The organism is uncultured Xanthomonas sp. (assembly GCF_964278005.1).
GTDB lineage: Bacteria > Pseudomonadota > Gammaproteobacteria > Xanthomonadales > Xanthomonadaceae > Xanthomonas_A > Xanthomonas_A sontii.
Genome location: NZ_CAXYKF010000001.1, coordinates 38,180 through 63,176, shown reverse-complemented (window position 1 = coordinate 63,176; position 24,997 = coordinate 38,180). Strand labels below are relative to the sequence as shown.

The window sequence follows — 24,997 nt, the reverse complement described above, 5'->3', positions numbered from 1 at the left end:
TGTCCATGACCCGACTCCTGCTCGCTCTCGTCTTCGCGGCGTCCCTGACCGCCTGCGGTTTCCACCTGCGCAACAAGCTGACCCTGCCGGCCGATACGCCGTCGGTGAAGGTGGTGTCCTCGGCGCCGTACAGCGAGCTGGCCAAGCTGCTCGAACGCGGCCTGCGCGCGGCCGGCGCGCAGATCGCGCCCAAGGACGTCAACGCCGGCGTGGCCCGTCTGGAGGTGCTGTCCGAGCGCTGGGGCGACCTGCCGATCGCGCTCGATGCCGAAGGCCGCGCCCAGGAATACAGCCTGCGCTACGCGGCGATCTTCGTGTTCCGCCGCGCCGATGGCAGCGTGCTGGTGCCGCAGCAGGTGATCGAGCTGTCGCGCGACTACGTCTCCCCGCCGACCGACGCCACCGGTACCTCCACCGAGCGCGAGATCCTGGCCGACGAACTGCGCCGCGAGATGTCGGCCTCGATGCTGCGCCGGATCGACAGCGTGGTGCGCGCGCAGGTGCGCGACGGCAAGGACGTCAACGCCGCGCCGCCGTCGACCGACGGCACGCCGGTGGAAGGCAAGCCGGCCGACGGTACCCCGGCCGCAGGCAAGCCGGCGACCACGCCGCAGCCTTGAGCTTGGCCCTGCTGCCTTCGCCGCCGCGCACGGCGGCCACGCCGTTCGCTGCCGGCGCATGGCGTTCGCCGTATGTGCCTGCAGCAGCGTAGGCTGTCGCCATGGAACTGCGCCCCGAACAACTCGCCACCCAACCGGCGTCGCAGCCGCTGCAGCCGGTCTATTTGATCGCCGGTCCGGAAACCCTGCGTGTGCTGGAAGCCGCCGATGCGGTGCGCGCCCGCGCGCGCGCCGCCGGTATCGGCGAGCGCGAAGTGTTCGATGCCGATGGTCGCGATTTCGATTGGGGCCAGCTGTATTCCAGTTTCAATGCGCCCAGCCTGTTCAGCGCGCAACGCCTGATCGAGCTGCGCCTGCCCAGCGGCAAGCCCGGCAAGGAGGGCGGCGAGGTCATCAGTGCGTTCTGCGCCGATCCGCCGCCGGACGTGGTGCTGCTGATCACCTGCAACGAATGGAGCAAGGCGCACCAGGGCAAGTGGGCCGACGCGGTCGCGCGCATCGGCACCATCGCCGTTGCCTGGGCGATCAAGCCGCACGAACTGGGCGACTGGATCGAGCGGCGCCTGCGCAGCAAGGGCCTGCGCGCCGACGCCGGCGCGGTGCAGCGCCTGGCCGAACGGGTGGAAGGCAACCTGCTGGCGGCGGCGCAGGAGATCGACAAGCTGGCCCTGCTGGCCGACGGCCAGGGGCTGGACGTGGCGGCGATGGAGTCGCTGGTCGCCGATGCCGCCCGCTACGACGTGTTCCGCCTGGCCGAGGCCACGCTCGGCGGGCAGGCGCCGGCGGTGCGGCGCATGCTCGCCGGCCTGCGCGCCGAGGGCGAGGCGGTGGCCGCACTGCTGCCGATCCTGATCAAGGAGCTGCTGCGCACTGCCACCCTGGCCAAGGTGCAGGCCGCCGGCGGCAACCTGGCGGCGGAAATGAAGGGGCAGGGCATCTGGGAGTCGCGGCAGGCGCCGTTCAAGCGCGCCCTGCAGCGCCACGCCGAACCGCGCCGCTGGGAACGTTTCGCCGCCGAGGCCGGCCGCATCGACCGCATCGCCAAGGGCCGCGCCGACGGCGACGCCTGGATCGCCCTGGAGCGCCTGCTGCTGGCGATCGCCGAGGCGCGGGCGGTGCGGTTGTTGGTGGTATGACGGCTGGGAGCCGGGAATCGGGAATGGGGAATGGGAACAGCGGCGCTGTGGTCCCGCCAGAGACCTCGCAGCCTGCGGCTGTTGCTTCTTCCGCATTCCGCATTCCCCATTCCCCACCACTGCATCTGATCTACGGCGGCACCTTCGATCCCATCCACAACGGCCACCTGGCGATCGCGCGGGCGGCGCGGGAGGCGTTCGGGGTGCCGGTGCGGCTGATGCCGGCGGCCGATCCGCCGCATCGCCCGGCGCCCGGCGCCGATGCGCAGCAGCGTTGCGCGATGCTGGCATTGGCCATCGCCGACACGCCGGGGCTGGTCCTGGACCTGCACGAAGTGCGCCGTGCGCAGGCCCGGCCGGGCGTGGCGTCCTACAGTATCGACACGGTGCGCGAGTTGCGCGCCGAGCTCGGCGCCGACGCGCCGCTGGCGCTGCTGATCGGCAGCGACAGCTTCGTCGGCTTCAACGGCTGGCGCGAGTGGCGGGCGCTGCTCGAGGCCGCGCACCTGATCGTCGCCGACCGCGCCGGCAGCGGCTGGGAGCGGGCGGTGCCGGCGGAACTGGCGCAGGCGATGGCCGGACGCTGGGCCGACACGCCGCAGGCGCTGGCCCGTGCGCCGGGCGGCCGCCTGTGGTGCCTGCGGCAACCGCTGCGCAGCGAATCGGCCAGCCTGGTGCGCGCGCGCATCGCCGCCGGCGAGGACTGGGCGGCCTTGCTGCCGGCACCAGTGGCGGCCTATATCCGCGACCATGCGCTGTATGCGTCCGGTGCCGCCGCTGCTGGCTGAATACGCGTCCTGCCGGGGTCGCCTATAATTCGCCCCATTCCATCGAGTTCGCCGCTTTGTCCAGTCAAGCCCACGTCATCAAGACCCAAGTCCCCAATCCGCCGCCGCCGCTGCCGGTCCTGCTCGCCCATGTCCGCGAGGCAGTCGAGGAACTCAAGGCCAAGGACGTGGCGGAAATCGACGTGCGCGGCAAGTCCAGCGTCACCGACTACCTGGTCATCGTTTCGGGCACCTCCACCCGCCACGTCAAGTCGATCGCCGACGAAGTCATCAAGTACGCCAAGCGCCTGGATGTCATGCCGCTGGGCGTGGAAGGCGAGCGCGAGGCCGAGTGGGTACTGGTCGATCTCGGCGACGTGGTGGTGCACGTGATGCTGCCGCGGGTGCGCGAGTTCTATGCGCTGGAGCGGCTGTGGACGGTCGGCGACCAGCCGCCTGGCGACGACGACGACTCGGCACGCGATGCCTAAGCGGCGCAATCCCGCGCGCAGCGTCGGCAGCGAGGCGTTGCCGGTCAGCAAGCGTGTCGGCGCGACCGAATCGACACGCGCGACGCCGGCGCGCAAGCGCTTCGACTCCCTGGTCAAGCGTCTGGAGCGCGCCCGTGCGCAGTTGCATGCGTGGCAGGACGCGCTGCCGCGCTGGGAGCAGCGTTTCCACGAGCAGGTCGATCCCTTGCTGCAGGAGCGCGATGCGGCGCAGGTACAGTTGTTGCGGGAACTGGACGCAGCGCATGCCACCTACAAGTTGAGCAAGCGCGATCGCGCCGATCTGTCCGAGCTCATTTGCGAGTTGGCTGCGCTGTTGATCCGGGACGGCGACAACGATGGCCTGAAGGACATCTACGACCGGCATAGCCCCCTCGGATTCGACCAGGATCTGGCCGAATCCGAGGCATTGCTGACGTCGGTCATCGGTGAGGAATTCGGCCTGACCGAAGAGGAAATGGCGCATATCCACTCCCCTGAAGCGCTGTATGCGCAGATCCAGCAGCGGCTGCACGCACAGCAGGCGCATGCGGCCGGGCGCGCCCAGCAGCGCGACAAGCGCCGCCGTGCCGGTGCAGGCAAGGCCGCGCAGGTCGCCGCCGATCCGCAACAGACGCGTCGCGCGCTGTACCGCAACCTGGTTGCCGCATTGCATCCGGACCGCGAACCCGATCCGCAGCAGCGCGAGCGCAAGACCGCCTTGATGCAGCGGCTCAACCAGGCGTATCAAAACGACGACCTGCTGGCACTGCTGGAACTGCAACTGGAAATCGGTCAGTTGGATCAGGCCGGTATCGCGGCGATGGCCGAGGAGCGCATCCGTGACTACAACGACCTGTTCGCCGCGCAACTGCGGCAGGTCGAGCAGACATTGGCCGGACTGGTCGATGACTTCATGGGGCGTTACGGTCTTCAAGACGAGCGCGCGCCGCAGCCGCAGCGCCTGGATGCGCTGTTGGCGCAGATCAAGCGGCAGGTGCAGGAGGAGATCCGCTCCTGTGCCGACGATCGCGCTGCGGCGCGGCAGGCCGACACGCTGAAGCAATGGTTGAAGCGGGAGCGTGCCCGGCTGGCCGAGCAGGAACTGGACGACGCGATGTACGACGCCCTGCTGCTGGGCGAGCGTTGGTGATGCGCGCCTGCCGCGCGCAGCGATGAAGGCGCGCCTCATCGCCACCGGCGAGCGCGCCCCGGCCTGGGTGGCGCAAGGCTTCGCCGAGTACCGCAAGCGGCTCTCGCACTGGTTGCCGCTGGATCTGGTCGAGATCGAACCCGGCCTGCGCGGCAAGGGCCGCGATGCGCAGCGCGCGATCGAGGACGAAGGCCGCCGGGTCCTGGCGGCGCTGCCGAAGAATGCACTGGTGGTGGCGCTGGACGTGCCCGGCAAGCAACACAGTTCCGAGCAACTGGCGCAGCGCATGGAGCACTGGCGTGGACAGGGACGCGATCTGGCGTTCCTGATCGGCGGCCCCGAGGGCCATTCGCCGGAGGTGCTGGCGGTGGCCAGCGAATCCTGGTCGCTGGGGCCGCTGACCCTGCCGCACATGCTGGTGCGGCTGGTGGTGGCCGAGCAGTTGTACCGTGCGGCGGCGATGCTGGCCAATCATCCTTACCATCGCGCCTGATCGCGGATCGCGGATCGCGGATCGCGTGCGCGTGGCGGCAATGCGTGCGTGATGCCGATGCTGGCGCACCGCTCAGGCAACAAAAAAAGCCCGGGCTTTCGCCCGGGCTTTTCGTTACTGCCTTGCGACGTTCGCGATCAGTTGAATGTGTACTTCGCACCCACCGTGAAGTAGCGGCCGATCGCGCCGCTGACGTGCAGCGGGTTGTAGTTGACCGCACCGTAGGTGGTCGGATCCAGCGGCGCGATCCGGTCGAACACGTTCTCCACCGACGCGCTCAGCTCGAACGCCTCGGTGATGTTCCAGCGGCCGGAAAGATCGAAGGTGGTGAACGAGGCGATCTTCTTGACCGGCGTGCCGTCGGCGTAGAACGCCTGGTACTCGCCACCGCGGCTGTCCTTGTTCTCGATGCTGTCGATGTAGTTCAGCACGCCGCTCACGCTCCAGCTGCCCTGTTTCCAGGTGGTGCCGAAGTTGATGCGGTCCTGCGGGGTGCCGATGCAGTTGGTGACGTCGCAGTTGCCGTGCGTGCCCACGTAGTCGACGGTGCTGCCGCCTTCGGTGCGCTCGAACTTGAGCAGGTGGCTCCACTGCGCGTCCAGTTCCAACTGGCCCGGGCCGATCGCGAAGGTCTGGCGGATGTCTGTGTCGATGCCGCGCACGCGCGAGGAGTTCGCGTTCACGTAGCCGGTATTGACCGCCAGGATGGTGCCGCTGTTGGCGACGCCGCCGATGTTGTTGCTGTCGCGCAGCACGTTGCCGGCAAGGATCGCATCGCGGGTGCTGCTTGGGGCGATCTCGTTCGTTCGCTTGATTTCCCAGCCATCCACGGTCAGCGAAGTCGTCGAGGTCGGCTGCAACACGAAGCCCACCGAGTAGCTCTTGGATTCCTCGGGCTTCAGCGCCGGGTTCGGCCGGGTGATGATCGCCACCGAACGCGTGCCGCACTCGCTGGCACTGATCGCACAGCGTACCGGATCGGCCGCATTGGAGAATGCGGCCAAGCCGCCGTTGCCGTTCTCGGCCGGGTTCGGCGCACGGAAGCCTTCGGCGTAGCTCGCGCGCAGCGCGATCCACTCGGCCGGCGTCCACTTCACCCCCAGCTTCGGCGTGGCCTTGCCGTCGCCGCCGTCGTACTTGTCGTAGCGCAGCGCCGCCGACAGTTCCAGTTGCTCCAGCACCGGCGCCGACAGCTCGACATAGCCGGCATACACGTTCTGGGTGCCGTCGTAGGCCGAGTAGCCCAGGCCGATGATGTCGCCGATATCGGTGTAGGTCTGTGGGGTCAGGCTGTTGCTGGTCTTGCGCCATTCCGCACCCAGCGCCAGGCCCAATGGGCCGCCCTTGAGGTCGGCCAGGCTGCGCGAGACGGTGAAGTCGAACATGTCCAATGCGGACTTGGCGCGCGCGCTGATGGTCGGCGAGATGTAGTCGTACAACGCCTGCGAGTTGAGGTTGGCGTTGTCGCCGATACGCCAGGTGCCGGCCGGGCAGGCCGGGTTGCCGAGCACGCAGCGTACCGCGCTGTAACGCAGGAAGCCGGTGCGCTTGCTGCTCAGATCGGTACCCGAGTGCAGATAGCCGGTGTCGTAGGTCCAGTCGCCCCAGTTGCCCTTCACGCCGACCAGGAAGCGGTTGAACTCGTTGGTGTTGTCGGTGACGCGCGGGCCCACGTCCCAGGCGCTGTAGCGCACGCGCGCGGCGTAGGGCAGCGGGTTGTCCGGATGGCCGGCATAGAGCACGGTGGCGCCGGCACCGCTGTTGGCGTTGACCGGCCCGCCCGGGTAGCCCCAGCCGCCGGACACGTTGGACGGGGTATTGGAAAAGACCGTGTTCTTCTTCGAGTAGCCGATCTCGGTGTAGATCTCGCCGCCCTCGCCGAAGGCGAAGCTGGCGCGGCCGAACACATTGACGTACTTCTCTTCGGGTGACAGGTCGCGGAACTGCTGCACCGGATCCCACAGGCAGCCCTGCGCCTGCGAGGTGGCTTCGGTCTGCCCTGGGATGGTCGTCAGGCCGGCGCAGCCGGGCAGCGCGACCAGTTGTCCGGTGGTGTCGAACACGGAGCCGTTCGGGCCGTTCAGGCTGCCGATGTTGGTGCCGCCGCTGCGGTAGGCGCCGCCGAGGAACTGCGCATCCTGTGCCGCGTAGCCCCAGCGGCGGATGTCGCCGGTGCCGATCCACTTGCGGTCCTTGCGGTCGCCGATCTTGATCGCATCGGTCTTGCCCACGTCGAGGCTGAAGAACGCGTTCCAGCCATCGCTGGAGAGGTCGCCGGTGCCGGCAGTGAGGGTCGCTTTGCGCGCATCGCCATCACCGTCGCCGGAGATGCCGTAGGAGCCGCGCAGGATCGCGCCCTGGAAGTCGCTGCGCAGGATGATGTTGACCACGCCGGCGATGGCGTCGGAGCCGTAGATCGCCGAGGCGCCGTCCTTCAGCACTTCGACCCGCTCGACCGCGTCCAGCGGGATGGTGCTGAGGTCGGTGAAGACCTTCTGGCCGTCGTCGGCCAAGCCGTAGGTGGCCATGCGCCGGCCGTTCAACAGCACCAGGGTGGAGCCGGCGCCCAGGCCGCGCAGCGAGATGCCGGAGCCACCGCCTGCGAAACCTTGGCCGAAGCTCTTCGGCACCGCGCCGGCGCCATTGGCGGTCAGGGTCTGCAGGTACTCGCCCAGCGAGGTCTTGCCGCTGCGGTCGATTTCCTGGCGGCTCACCACCTGCACCGGTGCCGGGGTCTCGGTGTTGGTGCGGGGGATGTTGGAGCCGGTGACGGTGATGCGGTCGAGATTGGTGGCCGCTTCCTGGGCGAAGGCGGCAGGGCCCGCGAGGGTGGCGAGAACGCCGGCGACGGAGGCGCACAACAGGGTACGGCGGGTTGCACGCCGTTGGGTCGAGGTGTTCACAGTTTCTCTCCTAACTGGAAACGCAGGTTGTGACTTTCTGACGAAAGCGCCGACGTCTTGGTGGCCGGCTGTCTCTCATCTAGGTGTATCTATCGTGAACAAATCGTGAATTTTAGATTAACGCGGCCGGCCGGCGAATGCCGGCCGGCCGCGCCGGGGTGATTCAGCGGTCCATCGAAAAATCGACCGGTACCAGCCCGTACGCCTGCACCGGCGTGCCGTTCTGCAGCGCCGGCTTGAACGCCCAGCGCTTGAGCACCTGGTCGCGTGCGGCCTGGTCCAGCACCCGGTGGCCGCTGCTCTTCTCGACGGTGACCTGCAGCGGCTGCCCGTCGGTGCCGACCAGCACCCGCAGCAGCACGCTGCCCTGCAGGCGATCGCGCAGCGCGTCGCGCGGATACGGCGGGGCCGGCGCGCGCAGGTACTGCAACTGCATGCCGTCCACCGGCGCGCTCGCGCTGGCCGGCGGCAGGCTGGGCGCGGCGATGCTGGGCGTGGGGTCGACATTGGGCGCGGTGTCCAAGGCCACCGGGCTGCTGTCGACCAGCGGCGCCGGCGTCGGGGTCGGCACCGGTACTGCGGTCGGCGTGCGCGGCTGTGTCGGCAGCTGTTTCTCGACGGTGGGGATGGTGGGCGGCGTCGGCGTGACCGGAATCACCACGGGTTGCTGCCAGGGCGGCTGCACCTGCGCCGGTTCCGGTGGCGCGGTCACGTGCGAGAGCGGAAGCAGCAGCAACAGGGCGGCCAGCACGTGCAGGGCGATCGCGGTGCTGTAGGCCAGGACCCGGGACAGGTCGATGCGGAAGGACGGGGCGGGGAGTTGCGTGCGAACCATGGATCCACCTCTGCGATAGGAGTGTCGTGGACTGCGGTACGGCAAAAACGCACGGGCGTGGCGGATGGGGTCATCGCGCCCGTCCGCGTTTCGACAGTGCGCCGGTCGCGGGCACTTTGGCAAGAGGCGGCGGCGATCGAGGCCGGGTGCCGTATTGGCGAGGGGCGCTGCGGCGGACTGGAAACGACGACGGCGCCCGCAGGCGCCGTCGCGAAGGAGGGGGCGGACCGGGCTTACTTGCCCAGTTCGAACACCACATCCAGGTTGACCGAGACGCTGCTTTCGCCCGCGGCCACCGGGGTGCTGTCCATTTCCGCCTTCATTGCCTGCATCCGCATCATCGGCATCGGCGGGCGCACCCCGCCGCTGCTGCCCTCGGAGATGCTGACGATCCGCCGCACGCGCAGGCCAAGCGCCTTGGCGTAGCTCTGCGCGCGTGCCTGCGCCTTCTTCAGCGCATCGACCCGCGCCTGGTCGTACAGCGGTTCCGGGTCGTCGATCTCGAAGGTGGGGCCGTTGATCTGGTTGGCGCCCTGCGCGGCCAGCGCGTCGAGCACCTTGCCGAGCTTGGCGATGTCGCGCACCTTGAGGTTCACCGAGTTGTTGGCCTGGTAGCCGATGATCTGCGGCGCCTGGTTCTCGGCGTACTTGTACTGCGGGTTTAGGCTGACCCCGCTGGTCTGCACGTCCTTGTCGGCGATGCCGGCGGCGCGGATCGCGGCCAGTACCTTGGTCATCTGCTCGGCGTTCTGGCGCATCGCCGCGGCGCTGTCGGTGGCCTGGGTGACCACGCCGGCGGAGATGGCGGCGACGTCGGGCGCGCGCTTGGCCTCGGCCTGCGCGGCGATGTTGAGCAGGGTGCCGTCGGCGGGCACGGCGTAGCCGGGCGCGGCGGATTGGGCGTGGGCGGTCATCGTGCCTCCTAGGGCGAGGGACAGGGCCAGCAGCAGCGGGCGGACGGACAATGCGCGCATCGATGTTCTCCTTGTGACGATTGGGCGAGGGTGTTGCCGCGACGATGAACGCGTCGTGATCTTCGCCGGGGTCGAAGCGATCGTCCCGCAATTAGCGATCGTTCAGTCAGTCCGGTCGGGTTATCCTTCGGCCATGCTGTATCTCGCGTCCCGTTCCCCTCGCAGAAACGAACTGCTGACCCGCCTCGGCGTGCCGTTCCGGATCCTCGATCTCGAGGTGCCGGAAGTGCGCGCGGCCGACGAGTCGGCGCAGGCCTATGTGCGCCGGGTGGCGCTGGACAAGGCCCGCGCCGGCTTGGCGCAACTGGCCGACGCCGCCGACGCGGTGGTGCTCGGCGCCGACACCGAGGTGGTGCTGGACGATCGCGTGTTCGGCAAGCCGGCCGACGCCGAGGATGCGGCGGCGATGCTGGCGGCCCTGTCCGGGCGCACCCACCAGGCGATGACCGCGGTGGCGCTGGTCGCCGCCGGCCGCGAAGAGCTGGTGCTGGTGCCCACGGCGGTGACCTTCGCCGCGTTGTCCGCGCGCGACATCGCCGACTACGTGGCCAGCGGCGAGCCGATGGGGCGGGCCGGCGCGTATGCGATCCAGGGCGGCGCCGAGCGTTTCGTCAGCCGTCTCGACGGCAGTTATTCCGGGGTGATGGGCCTGCCCCTGCACCAGACCCACCACCTGCTGCGCACCTTCGGAGTGCTGTGATGTCGCAAGAGATCCTGGTCAACGTCACACCACGCGAGACCCGGGTGGCCGTCATCGAGAACGGCATGCTGCAGGAGCTGCACATCGAGCGCGGCTGGCGCCGCGGCGTGGTCGGCAACATCTACAAGGGTCGGGTGCAGCGGGTGATGCCGGGCATGCAGGCGGCCTTCGTCGAGGTCGGGCTGGAGCGCGCGGCGTTCCTGCACGCCAACGACGTGGTGCGGCCGGCGCCGGTCGGCAATGGCGACACCGAGGAGGCGACGCCATTGCCGGTCTCGGCCGCGGTGCCGATCGTGGAGCTGCTGCGCGACGGCCAGGACATCGTGGTGCAGGTGGTCAAGGATCCGATCGGCAGCAAGGGCGCACGGCTGACCACGCAGATCAGCATCCCCTCGCGCTACCTGGTGCTGCTGCCGCAGTCGCGGGTGATCGGGGTGTCGGCGCGGATCGAGGACGAGGCCGAACGGCAGCGCCTGAAGACCCTGGTCGCCGACCTGGCCGCCAGCCACGGCGGCTTCGGCTACATCATCCGCACCAATGCCGAGGGCCAGCCGGCCGAGGCCCTGGCCGAGGACATCGCCTACCTGTCGCGGGTCTGGAACGTGGTCGAGCGGCGCGGCCGCGACGGCGCCCCGGCCAGCATCATCTACGAGGACCTGAGCCTGCCGCTGCGCGCGGTGCGCGACCTGATCCGCAAGGACGTGGAGAAGGTCAAGGTCGATTCGCACGAGACCTTCGAACGGCTGCAGGCCTTCGTCGCCAAGTACATGCCGGTGCTGGCCGAGCGCCTGGAGCTGTACACCGGCGACCGTCCGATCTTCGACCTGTACGGGGTCGAGGACGAGATCGCCCGCGCGCTGGACAAGCAGGTGCCGCTGAAGTCCGGCGGCTACCTGGTCATCGACCAGACCGAGGCGATGACCACCATCGACGTCAACACCGGCTCGTTCCTGGGCCAGCGCAACCTCGAGGAGACGGTGTTCCGCACCAACCTGGAGGCGGCGCAGGCGGTGGCGCGGCAACTGCGCCTGCGCAACCTCGGCGGCATCATCATCATCGACTTCATCGACATGGACGATGCCGAGCACCGCCGCCAGGTGCTGCGCACGCTGGAGAAGGCGCTTTCGCGCGACCACGCCAAGACCACGGTGTACGAGTTCTCGCCGCTGGGCCTGGTGGAGATGACCCGCAAGCGCACCGTGGAGAGCCTGGAGCGGCAGCTGTCCGAACCGTGCCCGGAATGCAGCGGGCGCGGCTCGATCAAGACCGCCGAGACCGTGACCTACGAGATCTTCCGCGAGATCACCCGCGCGGTGCGCCAGTTCGACGCGGCGCGGCTGCTGGTGATCGCCTCGACCAAGGTGGTGGCGCGCATCACCGACGAGGAATCGGCGGCGGTGGCCGAGCTAGAGGAATTCCTCGGCAAGACCATCCGCTTCCAGGCCGACGAACAATACCTGCAGGAGCAGTTCGACGTGGTGTTGTTGTGAGGCTGGGAGTGGGGAATCGGGAATGGGGAATGGGGGAAGAGCGCGCTGTTTGCGCTGACGCGTCCCTGGATTCCTCGGCCGAATTTCACACGGCAATGAGCAGTTCGCGCTCTGCTGTTGCGATTCCCCATTTCCTATTCCCCATTCCCCGCCCCTGATGCACACCCCGCTGCGCCGCCGCCTGCGCCTGGCTCGCCGTTTCGCGTTCTACGCGGTGGCGATCGGGCTGGTGTGCGTGGCCCTGGCGGTGGGCGCGCTGAGCCAGGCGCTGCCGTTCGTGGAGCGGCATCCGCAGCAGGTGGCGGCGTGGCTGAGCGAGCGCGCCGGGCGGCCGATCCGCTTCGACCGGCTGGAGACGGCCTGGACCCGGCGCGGTCCGTTGCTGCGCCTGGACGGACTGCGCATCGGCGCCGGCGACGGCGTGCGCATCGGCCAGGCCGAGGTGCTGGTGTCGATGTACGCGGGATTGCTGCCCGGGCGCTCGTTCACCGAGCTGCGCCTGCGCGGCCTGGCGCTGACCCTGCAGCGCGCCGACGACGGCAACTGGAGCGTGCAGGGCCTGCCGACCTCGGGGCAGGGCGGCGATCCGCTGGATGCGCTGGAAGGGCTGGGCGAGTTGCAGGTCATCGATGGACGCCTGCGTGTACACGCCCCGTCGCTGGGCCTGGAAGCGCAGGTGCCGAAGATCGACCTGCGGATGCGCGTGAACGGCGAGCGCCTGCAGGTGGGCGTGCACGGCTGGAGCGATCTGCAACAGGCGCCGCTGACCGCGGTGCTGGACCTGGACCGTCGCAGTGGCGACGGCCAGGCCTACCTGGCGGTGCGCCCGGCGGAACTGGCGGGCTGGGCCGGCCTGCTGCATGCGGCCGGCATCGAACTGCAGGGCGGCGTCGGCGACGTCCAGGCCTGGCTGGACCTGCAGCAGCGCCGGGTCGCCGGGGTGACCGTGGACGCCACGCTGCGCGCGCTGCGCCTGCGCGGCGCGCCGCTGGCCGACGGGCGCACCCGGCCGCAGCTCGCCTTCACCACCTTCCGCGCGAAGGCGCGCTGGCGCCAGATCGACGGCGGCTGGCGGCTGGATGCGCCGCAACTGCAGTTCGGCCAGGCCGGACAGCCGCTGCAGCGCCTGGACGGGCTGACCGTGGCCGGCGGTCGCCGTTTCGCTCTGTACGGCGATCGGCTCGACCTGGCGCCGCTGATCGCGGTGGCCGGACTCAGCGATCGGCTTTCGCCCAGCCTGCGCAGTTGGTTGGCGGTGGCACGGCCGCGTCTGCAACTGACCCAGGTGGCGGTGAGCGGGGTTCCCGGCGGTCCGCTGTACGGCCAGGGGCGGCTGGCGGACCTGGCGTTCGCGCCGGCGGGCGGTGCGCCGGGTGTGAGCGGGCTGCGCGGCCGCTTCGACGGCGATGCGCAGGCCGGCGAACTGGCGCTGGAGGCCGGCAGCCCGGTCCGCGTCGACTGGCCCAGCGGCTTCGGCGTGGTCCACCAAGTCCAGTTGGCCGGGCGCATCGTCGCCTTCCGCGATGGCGACGGCCTGCGCGTAGCGACCCCGGGGCTGCGCGTGCAGGGCAGCGACTACGGCGCCGACGTGCGCGGCGGGCTGCGCTTCCAGGACGACGGCTCGCGGCCGTGGATCGACCTGGCCGCCGACCTGCAGGACGCGCCGGTGGTGGCGGCGAAGAAGTTCTGGGTCCATTCCAAGATGAGCAAGGCCGCCACCGACTGGCTCGACGCCGCGCTGCAGGGCGGGCGCCTGCGCGACGGCCATGCGCTGGTCTCCGGCGACCTGGACGACTGGCCGTTCGCCGACCACAACGGCCGCTTCGAGGCGACCGCGCGGCTGGAGGACGCCAAGGTGCGCTTCCAGCACGACTGGCCGGCGGTGGAGAACGTGGACGCCAGCGTCGCCTTCATCGGCAACGGCTTCGAGGTGCACGGCCGCGGCAGCATGGGCGGGGTGCCGGTGGAGCAGCTGTCGGCGGCGCTGCCCGACTACAAGGAAGGCCAGCTCAGCGTGCTGGCCAGCACCCGCGCCGAGACCGGCAAGCTGCTGGCGATGCTGCGGCAGAGTCCGCTGCATGCCCATTACGGCGACACCCTGGATGCGCTCAGCGCGTCGGGGCCGGCCGATGTCACCTTCGACCTGCTGCAGCCGCTGCGCGCCGACATCGGCACCCACCACCTGCGCGGCACGGTCGACCTGCTCGGCGCGCATATCGCCGACAAGCGCTGGGACCTGGCCTTCGACGACATGCGCGGCAGCGCCAACTACAGCGATACCGGATTCGCCGCGCAGAAGCTGAGCGTGGCCTACCAGGGCCACCAGGGCGAACTGGCGCTGCGCGCCGGCGACGGCGTGCAGGATCCGCAACAGGCCTTCGAGGCCGCGCTGAGCGCGTCGCTGGACGCGAACGAACTGCTCGACCGGGTGCCGGAAATGGCCTGGCTCAAGCCGTACGTGCAGGGCCGCTCGCGCTGGAACATCGGCGTCGGCCTGCCCAAGACCCCCGACGGCGGCGCGCAGCCGCCGACCCGGCTGCAACTGCGCTCGGACCTGGTCGGCACCCAGTTGCTGATGCCGGCGCCGATGGACAAGGCGCCGGCCACGCCGCTGGCGACCTCGGTCAACGTGCCGCTGCCGGTCGGCAGCGGCCGCATCGAGGTGGCCTTCGGCAAGCTGATGGCGCTGGCGGCGCGCAGCCAGGGCGGCAAGACCGGCGTGCGCGTGGTGATGGGCAGCGACCACGTCGCCGACGAACCGCCGGCCAGCGGCCTGGTGGTCAGTGGGCGCACCGCGGCATTGAACGCCATCGACTGGATCGGCGTGGTCAGCCGCCCCGATCCGAACGCCGCCGCGGCCAACGGCGGCGAAGACCCGATGCCGCTGCGGCGCATCGAGATCCTGGCCGACCATCTGCTGCTGCTGGGCGGGGTGTTCGACAACACCCGCCTGCGCCTGCTGCCGCAGGCCGACAGCATCGACGTGCATCTGGACGGCCCGGCCCTGGCCGGCGACCTCAGCGTGCCGACCAAGGACGGCGGCGTGCTCGGCGGACGCCTGGCGCGGGTGCACTGGCGCTCGGCCACGGCCACCTTGCCGGTGGCGAACGGCACGCCGACGGCGGTGGTCGCCACGCCCGCCGGCAGCGGGGTCGCCGGCAGCGCCGGCCCGGTCCCGGCCGGCCCGTTCGCCGACAGCCTGGACCCGGCCACGATCCCGGCGCTGGCGCTGGACGTGGACGACCTGCGCTTCGGCGCGATGACCCTCGGCGCGGCCTCGCTGCGCACGCGCAAGCTCGCCGACGGCATGCAGGTGGACCAGCTGCACCTGCGCTCGGACAAGCAGAAGATCGACATCAGCGGCGACTGGCGCGGCAAGGGCGCCACCGCCCGCACCCAGCTCAACGCCAACGTCGACAGCCGCGACCTGGGCGAACTGATGCAGAACCTGGACTTCGGCGGGCAGGTGCGCGGCGGCGAAGGCCAGCTGACGCTCAGCGCCGCCTGGCCGGGCACGCCGTCCGGCCTGCAGCTGGCCACGGTGCAGGGGCAGCTCGACGTGGCCGCGCGCAATGGGCAGTTGCTGGAACTGAACCCGGGCGCCGGACGCGTGCTCGGCCTGCTCAGCGTGGCGCAACTGCCGCGGCGGCTGATGTTCGATTTCCGCGACTTCTTCTCCAAGGGCTTCGCCTTCAACCGCATCGATGGCCAGATCCGTTTCGGCGACGGCCTGGCGCGCAGCGACAACCTGGTCATCGATGGCCCGGCCGCGGAGATCAAGGTGCGCGGCGAGGCCGACCTGCGCGCCCAGCAGTTCGACCAGACCATCGACGTCAATCCCAAGTCCGGCAACCTGCTGACCGTGGTCGGCGCGGTGGCCGGCGGGCCGGTCGGCGCGGCGGTCGGCGCCGCCGCCAACGCGGTGCTGGGCAAGCCGCTGGGCAACATCGGCGCGCGCACCTACCGGGTCACCGGGCCGTGGAAGGATCCCAAGGTGGACGTGATCGAGCGCGAGTCGGGGCGCCCGCCGGCGGCGCCTGCCGCGACGCCGCCGGCTGCGTCCGGGAAGCCCTGAAAAGCCGGGATTGGGGATGACCAGCCTGCGGCTGTTGAAAGCCGGGAGTGGGGACGGCGGCGGTTGCGCGCGATGCCGGTCGCAACGATGGCAGTGGCGCGGCGCCCCGCGCGTGCATGGGATGCGGTGCATTGCCTGGAGACCGCCGCGCTTCCCGCGCGCCTGCTGTGTTCACACTGTGCCGCCCGCCGCTTGCGCTGCGCGCCTTCGTCCCCCATGTTGAGCCCATGAACGATCACGCCCTGAGTCTTGCCGAAACCCGCCTGTTGCTTCCCGCCGGCCTGGATGCCACCAGCCTGGAGCGCGCCTTCGGCACGCTGCTCGGTCCCGGCATCGATTTCGGCGACCTGTATTTCCAGCATTCGCGGCGCGAGAGCTGGAGCGTGGAGGACGGCATCGTCAAGGATGGCGCCCACTCCATCGAGCAGGGCGTGGGGGTGCGCGCGATCTCCGGCGAGAAGACCGGCTTCGCCTATTCCGACGACATCCACCGCGACGCGCTGCTGGCCGCCGCGCAGTCGGCGCGGGCCATCTCCCGCGACGGCGGCGCGCAGCCGGCGCACGCGCTGCAGCGCGGCGGCGGCCGCGCGCTGTACCCGGCGCTGGACCCGGTGGACGCGATGGACAACGCGCACAAGGTCGAGCTGCTGCGGCGGCTGGACCAATACCTGCGCGCCGCCGACCCGCGCGTGCAGCAGGTGATGGTGAGCCTGTCCGGCGGCGTGGACACGGTGTTGGTGGCGCGCAGCGACGGCGTGCTCGCCGCCGACGTGCGCCCGCTGGTGCGGCTGAACGTACAGGTGATCGTCGAACAGCAGGGCCGCCGCGAATCCGGCTATGCCGGCGGCGGCGGCCGCTACGACTACGCCACGCTGTTCGCCGACGGCCGCCCGGAAGCCTTCGCCCGCGAGGCCTTGCGCCAGGCGCTGGTGAACCTGGAGGCGGTGCCGGCACCGGCCGGGGTCATGCAGGTGGTGCTGGGCCCGGGTTGGCCCGGCGTGCTGCTGCACGAGGCGGTCGGCCACGGCCTGGAAGGCGACTTCAACCGCAAGGGCACCAGCGTCTACGCCGGCCGCATCGGCCAGCGCGTGGCCTCGCCCGGCGTCACCATCGTCGACGACGGCACCCTGGACGGCCGCCGCGGTTCGCTCAACGTCGACGACGAGGGCACCGCGACCAACTGCACCACCCTGATCGAGGACGGCGTGCTGGTCGGCTACATGCAGGACACGCTCAACGCGCGGCTGATGGGCGTGGCGCCGACCGGCAACGGCCGCCGCGAATCGTTCGCGCACCTGCCGATGCCGCGCATGACCAATACCTACATGCGCGCCGGCCAGCACGATCCCGAGGAAATGATCCGCTCGGTGAAGAAGGGCCTGTACGCGGTCAACTTCGGTGGCGGCCAGGTCGACATCACCAGCGGCAAGTACGTGTTCTCGGCCACCGAGGCCTACCTGATCGAGGACGGCAAGGTCACCGCGCCGGTGAAGGGCGCCACCCTGATCGGCAACGGCCCGGAGACCATGCAGAAGGTGCGCATGATCGGCCACGACCTGGCGCTGGACGAAGGCGTCGGCGTCTGCGGCAAGGACGGGCAGAGCGTGCCGGTGGGCGTGGGCCAGCCGTCGCTGCTGATCGACGGGCTGACCGTGGGCGGGACGGCCTAGGAGCCGGGAGTGGGGATTCGGGAATCGGGAATCGGCAAAGCGGGCGCCGCGGTGTGCTGCGGCGTTGCTGGCCTGGCGGATAGGTTCATCGCGCACCGCGCTTGCTGGGCTGGGAGCGCGCTGGCCGCCGTGCGCGGCAACCGACGTTGCCGCGCCTCAGTCGCGCGTGTCGTCGAACGCCGCGTCGTCGTCCGCTTCTTCGATTCCCGATTCTCCATTCCCCATTCCCGACGCACCACCCAGGATCATCTCGCGCAGCTCCCGGAACAACTCGCGGTAAGCGTGCGGCGGCTTGTTCTTCAGCCGCTCGTCCTTGGCGTTGCGGACCAGTTGGCGCAGCCGCTGGCGGTCGGCGTCGGGATGCTCGGCCAGCAGTTCGGCCAGCGCGGTGTCGCCTTCGGCGAGCAGCCGTTCGCGCCAGTCCTCGACCCGGTGCATGGCCGCCACTTCGCGGCGCGCGCTGTCGCTGTTGACGTCCATCGCCTCGCGGATCGCCTCCAGAACCGCCTCGTCCTCGCGCCGCATCTGCTTGGCCAGGAACGCCAGCTGCCGCTTGTGCGCGATGTGCGAGGTGATGCGCTTGGTCTCGGCGATGTGCGGCAGCAGCGACTCGGGCACCGGCAGCTTGGCCAGCTGCGCCGGGGTCAGCGCCACCAGCTTCTCGCCCAGGCTCAGCACTTCCAGCGCCTCGCGGCGTTGCTGGCTGCGGCTTTCGCCGCGGAATTCACCGGTGTCTTCGTCGCGTCCGCGCATGCTCGTACTACTCGATCGGGCTGGAAATCAAATCAACACATCCGGCCAGGACGGCCGGACAGGGGCGAAGGGATTCGCACAACAAGGATAAAGCATTGAACGCGATCACCCCCGATTTGCACCGCGACGACAGCCAGCAGCGCCTGGAGCGCCTGTCCGACATCGCCGAACGGCTGCTGGCGCGCGCCCGCGCGCTCGGCGCCAGCCAGGCCGAGGTCAGCTGCAGCGAAGACCGCGGGCTGGACGTCAACGTGCGCCTGGGCGCGGTGGAGACGGTGGAATCCACCCGCGACCGCGGCATCGGCGTCACCGTCTACTTCGGCCAGCGCAAGGGCAGCGCCAGCACCGCCGACCTGCACGAGTCCAGCCTGGAAGCCACCGTGGCCCAGGCCTGCGCGATCGCCCGCTACACCGAGGACGATGTGGCCGCCGGCCTGGCCGAGGCGGCACTGATGGCGCGCGAGCAGCCGGATTTCGACCGCTGGCATCCGTGGCCGCTGCAGGCCGAGGAGGCGATCGACCTGGCGCTGGCCTGCGAGGCCGCCGGTCGCGATGCCGATGCGCTGATCAGCAATTCCGACGGCGCCTCGGCCGGCAGCAGCGAGAGCCTGTCGGTCTATGCCAATTCGCACGGCTTCGTCGGCTGCGAGCGCAGCACTCACCATTCGATCGCCTGCACGCTGATCGCCGGGCAGGGCGACGGCATGCAGCGCGACGGCTGGTACAGCAGCGCGCTGGCGCGCGAGGACCTGGAACGCGCCTCGGCGATCGGCCGCCGTGCCGCCGAGCGCACCGTGGCGCGGCTGCAGCCGCGCTCGCTGCCGACCGGCGAGGTGCCGGTGCTGTTCGCGCCGGAAATGGCGCGCTCGTTGATCGGGCATCTGCTCGGCGCGGTGTCCGGCGGCGCGCTGTACCGCCGCGCCAGTTTCCTGCTCGACAGCGCCGGCACCCGCCTGTTCCCGGAGTGGTTCGCGATCGACGAACGGCCGCACCTGCGCCGCGGCCTGCGCTCGGCCGCCTTCGACGGCGAGGGCGTGGCCACCCGCGAGGCGCCGCTGGTGCGCGACGGCGTGCTGCAGCGCTACGTGCTGGGCAGCTATTCGGCGCGCAAGCTGGGCCTGCAGACCACCGCCAATGCCGGCGGGGTGCACAACCTGCAGGTGGCGGCCAATGCCACCGACCTGCAGACCATCGTCAAGGGCCTGCCGCGCGGCCTGCTGGTCACCGACCTGATGGGCAACGGCGTCAACCCGGTCACCGGCGACTACTCGCGCGGCGCCGGCGGATTCTGGATCGAGAACGGCGAAATCGCCTATCCGGTGGACGAAATCACCATCGCCGGCAACCTGCGGCAGATGTTCCAGGACATCGAGGCGGTCGGTGCCGACATCGACGTGCGCTCGCACGTGCACATCGGTGCGGTGCTGGTCGGCAGGATGACGGTGGCCGGCAACGACTGAGCGCAGCGACGCAGGCAGCGCGCAAGGACGCACAGGCATGCAGGCAAGCGACACCGAGAACACGATCACCGACGGGCCCGCGCCCGCGTGGGAGCGCGCGCTGGCGGCATTTGCGCATCTGTCGATGTGGATCGGCTTGTTCGCCGCCTGCAATGCGCACCTGGGCGACGCGCTGTGGTGGCTGCTGTTGCTGTGGCTGCTGCCGGGCGCGCAATGGTGGGCGATGCGGGGCAGGCAGCCGTTCGTCGCCGAACACGCGCGCCAGGCCATGCGGATGGGCCTCGGCCTGTCCCTGCTGAGTGCGGTCTTGCTGGCGCCGAGCGTGCTGATCTTCGGTGCCGTGCTCGTGTTCGGGTGGCTGCTGGCCCTGATGCTGCTTGTGGCGATGGGCATCAGCCTATACGCGGCGGCCAAGGCCATGCTCGGTCGCCGCTAGCGCGATCCGCTGCCGTATGGGGCGTCGGATCAGCGCCGCGGTTGCCTAGGGGGCGATCCTTGAGCCCGTCGAGGCGTCTTCCCGCCTTGCCGGCTTGGCTTGACAGCGCTGCGCCAGCCGCCGAGAGTGACGCGCCAAACGTCTTGTCCCCCTCACCACCAAAGGAACGGAATACCGATGAGCGAATTCGACAACGTCACTGCCCCGCCGCCGCCGCCGGCCTCGGCAGGCCCCCAGGAAGATCGCACTGTCGCGCTGATCACCCATCTGTCCGGGATCATCGCCGGCTTCATCGTGCCGCTGATCATCTGGCTGGTGAACAAGGACAACCCGGCCAAGTCCTTCCTCAACGACCAGGCCAAGGAAGCGCTGAATTTCCAGATCACCGTCGCCATCGCGTACGTGATCTGCGTGGTGCTCAGCGTGATCGTCATCGGCGGATTGCTGATGCCGGTGGTGTGGGTGGTGAACCTGGTGTTCTGCATCCTGGCCGGCATCAAGGCCAACGACGGCGTCGCCTACCGCTACCCGTTCGCGCTGCGCCTGATCAAGTAAGCGCGCCTGCGGCGCGTCCCCGAAGGCCCGGCCGCTGCGCCGGGCCTTTTTTGTGCCCGCGCCGCGCTCCGGCGGGAGGTCGCAGGGCGGCCAGGCGCAACGCCGCCACCGGCCGGTCAACCGCGGCCCGTGCTGCGCGTTTGCAAGGCTGTCGCCATCACCGGAGCGCCGCATGATCCGCCGCGAGAGCTTGAGCGCCGCCAACCGCTTCGGCCTGGGCGCCCGTCCCGGGGACCTGGCTGCCATGGGCGAACCGCGCGCCTGGCTGGCCGCGCAACTGCAGTCGCCGCCGCTGGCGCCGGCGTTGCAGGGCCTGCCCGACAGCCTGGCCTACCTGCGCCGCGAGGCCGACTACCAGCGCGAACGACGCCAGGCGCGGCAGCAGGCGGCCGGCGATCCGCAGCAGGCCGCCCAGCAGGCGCAGCAGGCCGCGCGCGGGCTGTACCGGCAGGCACAGGCGCAGGAACTGGCGGCGCGCTACCGGGTCGCGGTGTCCACCCCGGCCGGATTCGCCGAGCGCCTGGTGCAGTTCTGGTCCAATCATTTCGCGGTCTCGGTCGACAAGCGCGCAGCCGCGCTGTACGCGGCGCCGATGGAGCGCGAGGCGATCCGCCCTCACTGCATCGGCCGCTTCGCCGACCTGCTGCTGGCGGTGGAACGGCACCCGGCGATGCTGCGCTACCTGGACAACGCCAATTCGGTCGGCCCCGACTCGCTGCTGGCGCAACGTGCGCAGCGCCGGGTCCTGCGCCTGGATCCCGAACGCCCCGTGCGCCGCCTGGGGCTCAACGAGAACCTGGCGCGCGAGATCCTGGAACTGCACACGCTGGGCGTGGACGGCGGCTACACCCAGGCCGACGTCACCGAACTGGCGCGTGCGATCACCGGCTGGGGCGTGCCGGCGCCGCGCGATTTCGAGCAGGGCGCGCCCGCCAGTGCCTTCGTGTTTCGCGCGCCGGCGCATGCCGCCGGCAGCCGCCTGGTGCTGGGCCGGCGCTATGCCGAGGACGGCGTGGCACAGGGCGAGGCGATCCTGACGGCGCTGGCGCGGCACCCGGCTACTGCGCAGCACGTGTCGTTCAAGCTGGCCCGGCATTTCGTCCGCGACGATCCGCCGCCGGCCTTGGTACAGCGCATGGCCGACGCGTGGCGGCGCAGCGATGGCGACCTGCGCCACGTCTACCGCGCCCTGATCGACAGCCCCGAGGCATGGGACGCGCAGGCGCGCAAGTTCAAGCCGCCGCAGGATTTCGTGGTGTCCGCACTGCGCGCCGGAGGTGCCTGGCCCGAGGCGCCGCCGCAGCAGAAGACCGTGCTGACCCTGCTGGCACGGATGGGGCAGCCGCCGTTCACGCCGCGCTCGCCGGCCGGCTATGCCGACGTGGCGGCGGAATGGAGCGGCGCCGACGCACTGTGGAAGCGCGTGCAGGCGGCCGAGGCGCTGGCGGGGATGACCCCGGGCGAGTCGCTGGCATTGGCCGCGACCGCGTTCGGCGACGGTCCGGATGCGGACACGCTGACCGCGGTGCGGCGCGCCGAATCGCCACGCGAAGGCGTGGCGGTGCTGCTGGCCAGCCCGGCCTTCCAATGGCGCGCCTGAGCGGCGCGCGGTCCGATCCGCGATGGGAGAAGCTCCGATGCAACTGACACGCCGTCGTTTCCTTGCCGCCAGCGGTGCGGCCACCGTGTTGAGCCTGTGGTCGGGCAGCGGCCTGGCCGCGCCGGGCGCCGATACGCGCCTGCTGGTGGTGCTGCTGCGCGGCGCGCTGGACGGGCTGCACGCACTGGTGCCGACCGCCGACCCCGACTACGCACGCCTGCGCGGCGCGCTGGCGCCGCCGCAGACCCTGGCCCTGGATGGCAGCTTCGCGCTGCATCCGGCGCTGGCGTTCGCGCACGCGCTGTACGCGCGCAAGCAATGGCTGCCGGTGGTGGCGGTGGCGCCGCCGTACCGCGAGCGCTCGCACTTCGAGGCGCAGGATTGCCTGGAGAACGGCACCGCGCGGCCCAGTGGCGCCTCCAGCGGCTGGCTCAACCGCTGCGCATTGGCCCTGCACGGCGCCGAGGCGGTGTCGGTGAGCGCGGTGACGCCGCTGATCATGCGCGGCCCGGGCGCGGTGAACAGCTGGTCGCCGCCGCTGCCGAGCGCGGTCAATCCGATCCTGCTGCAGCGTCTGCAGCCGCTGTATGCCGCCGATCCGCAGCTGGCCGGCGATTTCGCGCGCGCGCTGCGCGAGCAGGGCATGCAGGTGGACAGCGTCAAGGGTGGGCAATTGCCGCAGGCGATGAGTGCGGCGGCCAGCTTCATGGCCAAGCCCGACGGGCCGCGGATCGGCTTCGTCGAGGATGCCGGCTGGGATACCCATGGCAACCAGGCCGCGGTGCTGCAGCGCAAGCTGGGCGAGCTGGATGCGGGGCTGCGCGCGTTCCACGATGGCGCGCAGGCCTGCTGGTCGCGCAGCGTGGTCGCGGTGGTGACCGAGTTCGGCCGCACCGCGGCGGTGAACGGCACCGGCGGGACCGACCATGGCACCGGCGGGGTGGCGTTCCTGGCCGGCGGCGCGGTGCGCGGCGGGCGCATCGCCGGAGACTGGCCCGGCCTGTCGCCGCGGGCCTTGAACGAGGGCCGCGACCTGCGCGCCACCAGCGACCTGCGCAGCCTGTTCCGGCACGTGCTCGGCGCGCATCTGGGCGTGTCCGAGCGCGCGCTGGACACCCAGGTGTTTCCCGGCAGCGCGGGGCTGCCCAGATTGGAGGGCCTGGTGGCCTAGGACACCACGCGGGCACAGAGGGTGCGGCCTGGGCCGCACGCGAACCGGGCGCCGACGCGAGGTCGGCGCCCGGGGACATCACCGGCGTGCCGGACTCAGTTCTGCGACGGATTGTTCTCGGCGAAGTACTCGTGGCTGTCGGCGTTCTTCACCGCGCGCGCCGGATCGCTCTTGGCCAGGCTCTTGGCCGCGCTCTGGCCGTACGCGGTGTCCTGCGTGCCGGCGACCACGCTGAAGTGGCTCATTTCGTGGATCAGGGTGCCGGCCTTGGAGTCGGTGCCGGTCAGCGGCGCGCTCCAGAACGCATTGCACACGTAGATCTGGTACGGCTGGTTCGGATACACGTAGGCGTAGGAACTGTCGCTGCAGCCGCAATTGATGGTGATCTGGCCGTTGTTCTGGTCGATCGCCGAATCGATGTTGACGAAGTTGGACGTGGCGGTGCTGTAGCGGCTGGTGTTGTAGGCGCCGAACCAGGTGGTGTAGCGCGCGCCGGTGCTGCCGCCGTTGAGATAGGTCTTGGCGTTCTGCGAGTAGGTGCGCGCCGCGTTCACCGCGCTGCCGATGGTGCTGATCTGGCTGGTGCTGCACGAGGCGTAGTTGACGCCGTTGACCACCGCCTGCGGGCCGACCATCAGGTCGTTGCGCACCGCATGGCCGCGGCCGCCATCCAGCCATACCGTCAGCGGCGCGCTGGACAGGGTCTGCGGCTCGCCGTCGGCACGCAGCATGCGCGCGCCATCGGCGAGCGCGGCGCCCTGCAGCGGCGCGTCGAGGCGGATGCTGTAGGTGCCGCTGCGGGTCAGGTCGTAGGCGCGGCTCAGGTCGATCTGCGCCTGCTTCGCTTCGCCCGGCTGCAGCACCACCATGTCCTCGGCGCGCGGCGCGGCGCGCTTGACCAGGCGCCCGACGTAATCCACCGGCTTGCCGTCGCGCTGGACCTGGAACAGGGCGTTGTCGAGATCGCCAAGCGGCAGTTCCCACTTGGGCACGCGTGCGACCTGCGTGCCGGTGTTGCGCACGGTCACCGCCATCTGGCCGCGCTGCTGGCCGTCGGCGTCGGCGACCGGCGTCAGTTCGACCTGCAGCGGCGCGGGCGTGCGCGTGAGTTGCGATTGCGCCGTGGCCGCCGAGATGATGCCGACCAGGCTGAAGCCGATCGCTGCCGAGATCCGGGATGCGTGTTTCATGCAGTCTCTCTCCGTCGAAAGTGGGCGCCCCGTGACAGGGGCCGAAGCAAACTAGCCCGGTGATGCGCGCGTGCGCGTCGCAGGTGCGTTTGTCTTCGATTTCGTCCAGCGAAGCGCGCGCCAGGTCTCAGTATCGGCATCGCGGACAGACATCGCCGCGCGTGAGTGTCGCGCTGCAGCGGCATGCACTGGATCGAGCGCAGCGTTGCGGATAGGCCATGTGGCGATCACGCTCGCACTGTGCGTGTGCGTGTGCGTGTGCGTGCGAGATCGTGCTGGTGGCGGCGTTTGCCGAAGGCGATGAGGACGTCCGGGATCTCCATTCGCCGCAGCCGGCGTCATCGCGATCTGCAGCGGTATGCGCGGCGTCGGAATTTTTGCGGCAACGCGGGTTGCCGTGGCGTGAGATGCGCCTGGTCGCCTGGTGTGGGAGTCAACCGTCATGCATTCGCGACGAGCGGCGTTGCGGACGATCGGACCGCGAAAGCAGTCGGGACTGACGTCCCTCCCACATTGCCTCAGACACTC

At 70.4% G+C, this 24,997-nt stretch carries 20 protein-coding genes; 15 read left to right on the top strand and 5 right to left on the bottom strand.

Annotated elements, in window-relative coordinates; translation table 11 throughout:
* The first annotated feature begins 5 nt into the window (after nt 1-5).
* From lptE to rlmH, 6 genes are all read left to right on the top strand, one after another.
* Nucleotides 6-620 (top strand): LPS assembly lipoprotein LptE, encoded by a 615-nt coding sequence (gene lptE / locus ACHWVH_RS00245; RefSeq protein ID WP_295908629.1) that lies wholly within the window; start codon nt 6-8, stop codon nt 618-620.
* A gap of 101 nt (nt 621-721) precedes the next feature.
* Entirely contained in the window at nt 722-1,756 is a 1,035-nt protein-coding gene (gene holA / locus ACHWVH_RS00240) for a DNA polymerase III subunit delta (protein ID WP_320739322.1), read from the top strand.
* Nucleotides 1,757-1,779: 23 nt separating this feature from the next.
* Nucleotides 1,780-2,544, top strand: coding sequence for a nicotinate-nucleotide adenylyltransferase (gene nadD, locus ACHWVH_RS00235; protein WP_394686442.1), 765 nt, complete (start codon nt 1,780-1,782; stop codon nt 2,542-2,544).
* Between the two features lie 56 nt (nt 2,545-2,600).
* A complete protein-coding gene (gene rsfS, locus ACHWVH_RS00230; RefSeq protein ID WP_017907284.1) occupies nt 2,601-3,014 on the top strand; it encodes a ribosome silencing factor in 414 nt (137 codons plus the stop codon).
* Nucleotides 3,007-4,164, top strand: coding sequence for a J domain-containing protein (locus tag ACHWVH_RS00225; RefSeq protein WP_295926880.1), 1,158 nt, complete (start codon nt 3,007-3,009; stop codon nt 4,162-4,164). Before rsfS ends, ACHWVH_RS00225 begins: the two co-directional genes overlap by 8 nt.
* 22 nt (nt 4,165-4,186) lie before the next feature.
* On the top strand, nt 4,187-4,657 hold the full coding sequence (gene rlmH / locus ACHWVH_RS00220) for a 23S rRNA (pseudouridine(1915)-N(3))-methyltransferase RlmH (protein ID WP_010340439.1): 471 nt from the start codon (nt 4,187-4,189) through the stop codon (nt 4,655-4,657).
* Between the two features lie 137 nt (nt 4,658-4,794).
* Here the strand turns inward: rlmH and ACHWVH_RS00215 are convergent, their stop codons facing one another.
* The 3 genes from ACHWVH_RS00215 to ACHWVH_RS00205 all read right to left on the bottom strand — a co-directional run bounded on the left by ACHWVH_RS00215 (nt 4,795) and on the right by ACHWVH_RS00205 (nt 9,369).
* A complete protein-coding gene (locus ACHWVH_RS00215; RefSeq protein ID WP_267124214.1) occupies nt 4,795-7,560 on the bottom strand; it encodes a TonB-dependent receptor in 2,766 nt (921 codons plus the stop codon).
* A 163-nt stretch (nt 7,561-7,723) separates the two neighbouring features.
* Complete coding sequence (locus ACHWVH_RS00210) at nt 7,724-8,395, bottom strand: energy transducer TonB (protein ID WP_267121154.1); 672 nt, start codon at nt 8,393-8,395, stop codon at nt 7,724-7,726.
* Nucleotides 8,396-8,628: 233 nt separating this feature from the next.
* The gene (locus tag ACHWVH_RS00205; protein WP_295926878.1) at nt 8,629-9,369 is read right to left on the bottom strand and encodes an SIMPL domain-containing protein; all 741 of its coding nucleotides are present in this window, start codon (nt 9,367-9,369) and stop codon (nt 8,629-8,631) included.
* A 133-nt stretch (nt 9,370-9,502) separates the two neighbouring features.
* Between ACHWVH_RS00205 and ACHWVH_RS00200 the strand changes: the two genes are divergently transcribed.
* From ACHWVH_RS00200 to tldD, 4 genes are all read left to right on the top strand, one after another.
* A complete protein-coding gene (locus ACHWVH_RS00200; protein ID WP_148827560.1) occupies nt 9,503-10,069 on the top strand; it encodes a Maf family nucleotide pyrophosphatase in 567 nt (188 codons plus the stop codon).
* On the top strand, nt 10,069-11,559 hold the full coding sequence (rng, locus tag ACHWVH_RS00195; RefSeq protein ID WP_010340444.1) for a ribonuclease G: 1,491 nt from the start codon (nt 10,069-10,071) through the stop codon (nt 11,557-11,559). The genes ACHWVH_RS00200 and rng overlap by 1 nt, the downstream gene beginning before the upstream one ends.
* Before the next feature lie 157 nt (nt 11,560-11,716).
* Nucleotides 11,717-15,634, top strand: coding sequence for a YhdP family protein (locus ACHWVH_RS00190; protein ID WP_394686441.1), 3,918 nt, complete (start codon nt 11,717-11,719; stop codon nt 15,632-15,634).
* Between the two features lie 227 nt (nt 15,635-15,861).
* A complete protein-coding gene (tldD, locus tag ACHWVH_RS00185; RefSeq protein WP_017914545.1) occupies nt 15,862-17,304 on the top strand; it encodes a metalloprotease TldD in 1,443 nt (480 codons plus the stop codon).
* Nucleotides 17,305-17,460: 156 nt separating this feature from the next.
* On the opposite strand, the gene yjgA is transcribed toward tldD, so the two are convergent.
* A complete protein-coding gene (yjgA, locus tag ACHWVH_RS00180; RefSeq protein ID WP_017910610.1) occupies nt 17,461-18,057 on the bottom strand; it encodes a ribosome biogenesis factor YjgA in 597 nt (198 codons plus the stop codon).
* A 95-nt stretch (nt 18,058-18,152) separates the two neighbouring features.
* On the opposite strand from yjgA, the gene pmbA reads away from it, so the two are divergent.
* From pmbA to ACHWVH_RS00155, 5 genes are all read left to right on the top strand, one after another.
* On the top strand, nt 18,153-19,517 hold the full coding sequence (gene pmbA, locus ACHWVH_RS00175; protein WP_295926876.1) for a metalloprotease PmbA: 1,365 nt from the start codon (nt 18,153-18,155) through the stop codon (nt 19,515-19,517).
* Between the two features lie 37 nt (nt 19,518-19,554).
* Nucleotides 19,555-19,953 carry a DUF4870 domain-containing protein gene (locus ACHWVH_RS00170; RefSeq protein WP_295926874.1) on the top strand — a complete coding sequence of 133 codons (399 nt, stop codon included), beginning with the start codon at nt 19,555-19,557 and terminating at the stop codon, nt 19,951-19,953.
* Between the two features lie 177 nt (nt 19,954-20,130).
* Nucleotides 20,131-20,508 (top strand): DUF4870 domain-containing protein, encoded by a 378-nt coding sequence (locus ACHWVH_RS00165; RefSeq protein WP_017910613.1) that lies wholly within the window; start codon nt 20,131-20,133, stop codon nt 20,506-20,508.
* A 172-nt stretch (nt 20,509-20,680) separates the two neighbouring features.
* Nucleotides 20,681-22,108, top strand: a complete 1,428-nt coding sequence (locus ACHWVH_RS00160) for a DUF1800 family protein (protein WP_295926872.1) — start codon at nt 20,681-20,683, stop codon at nt 22,106-22,108.
* Between the two features lie 37 nt (nt 22,109-22,145).
* On the top strand, nt 22,146-23,279 hold the full coding sequence (locus tag ACHWVH_RS00155) for a DUF1501 domain-containing protein (protein WP_152237661.1): 1,134 nt from the start codon (nt 22,146-22,148) through the stop codon (nt 23,277-23,279).
* A 95-nt stretch (nt 23,280-23,374) separates the two neighbouring features.
* On the opposite strand, the gene ACHWVH_RS00150 is transcribed toward ACHWVH_RS00155, so the two are convergent.
* A complete protein-coding gene (locus ACHWVH_RS00150; protein ID WP_394686440.1) occupies nt 23,375-24,469 on the bottom strand; it encodes a M35 family metallo-endopeptidase in 1,095 nt (364 codons plus the stop codon).
* Between the last annotated feature and the right edge of the window lie 528 nt (nt 24,470-24,997).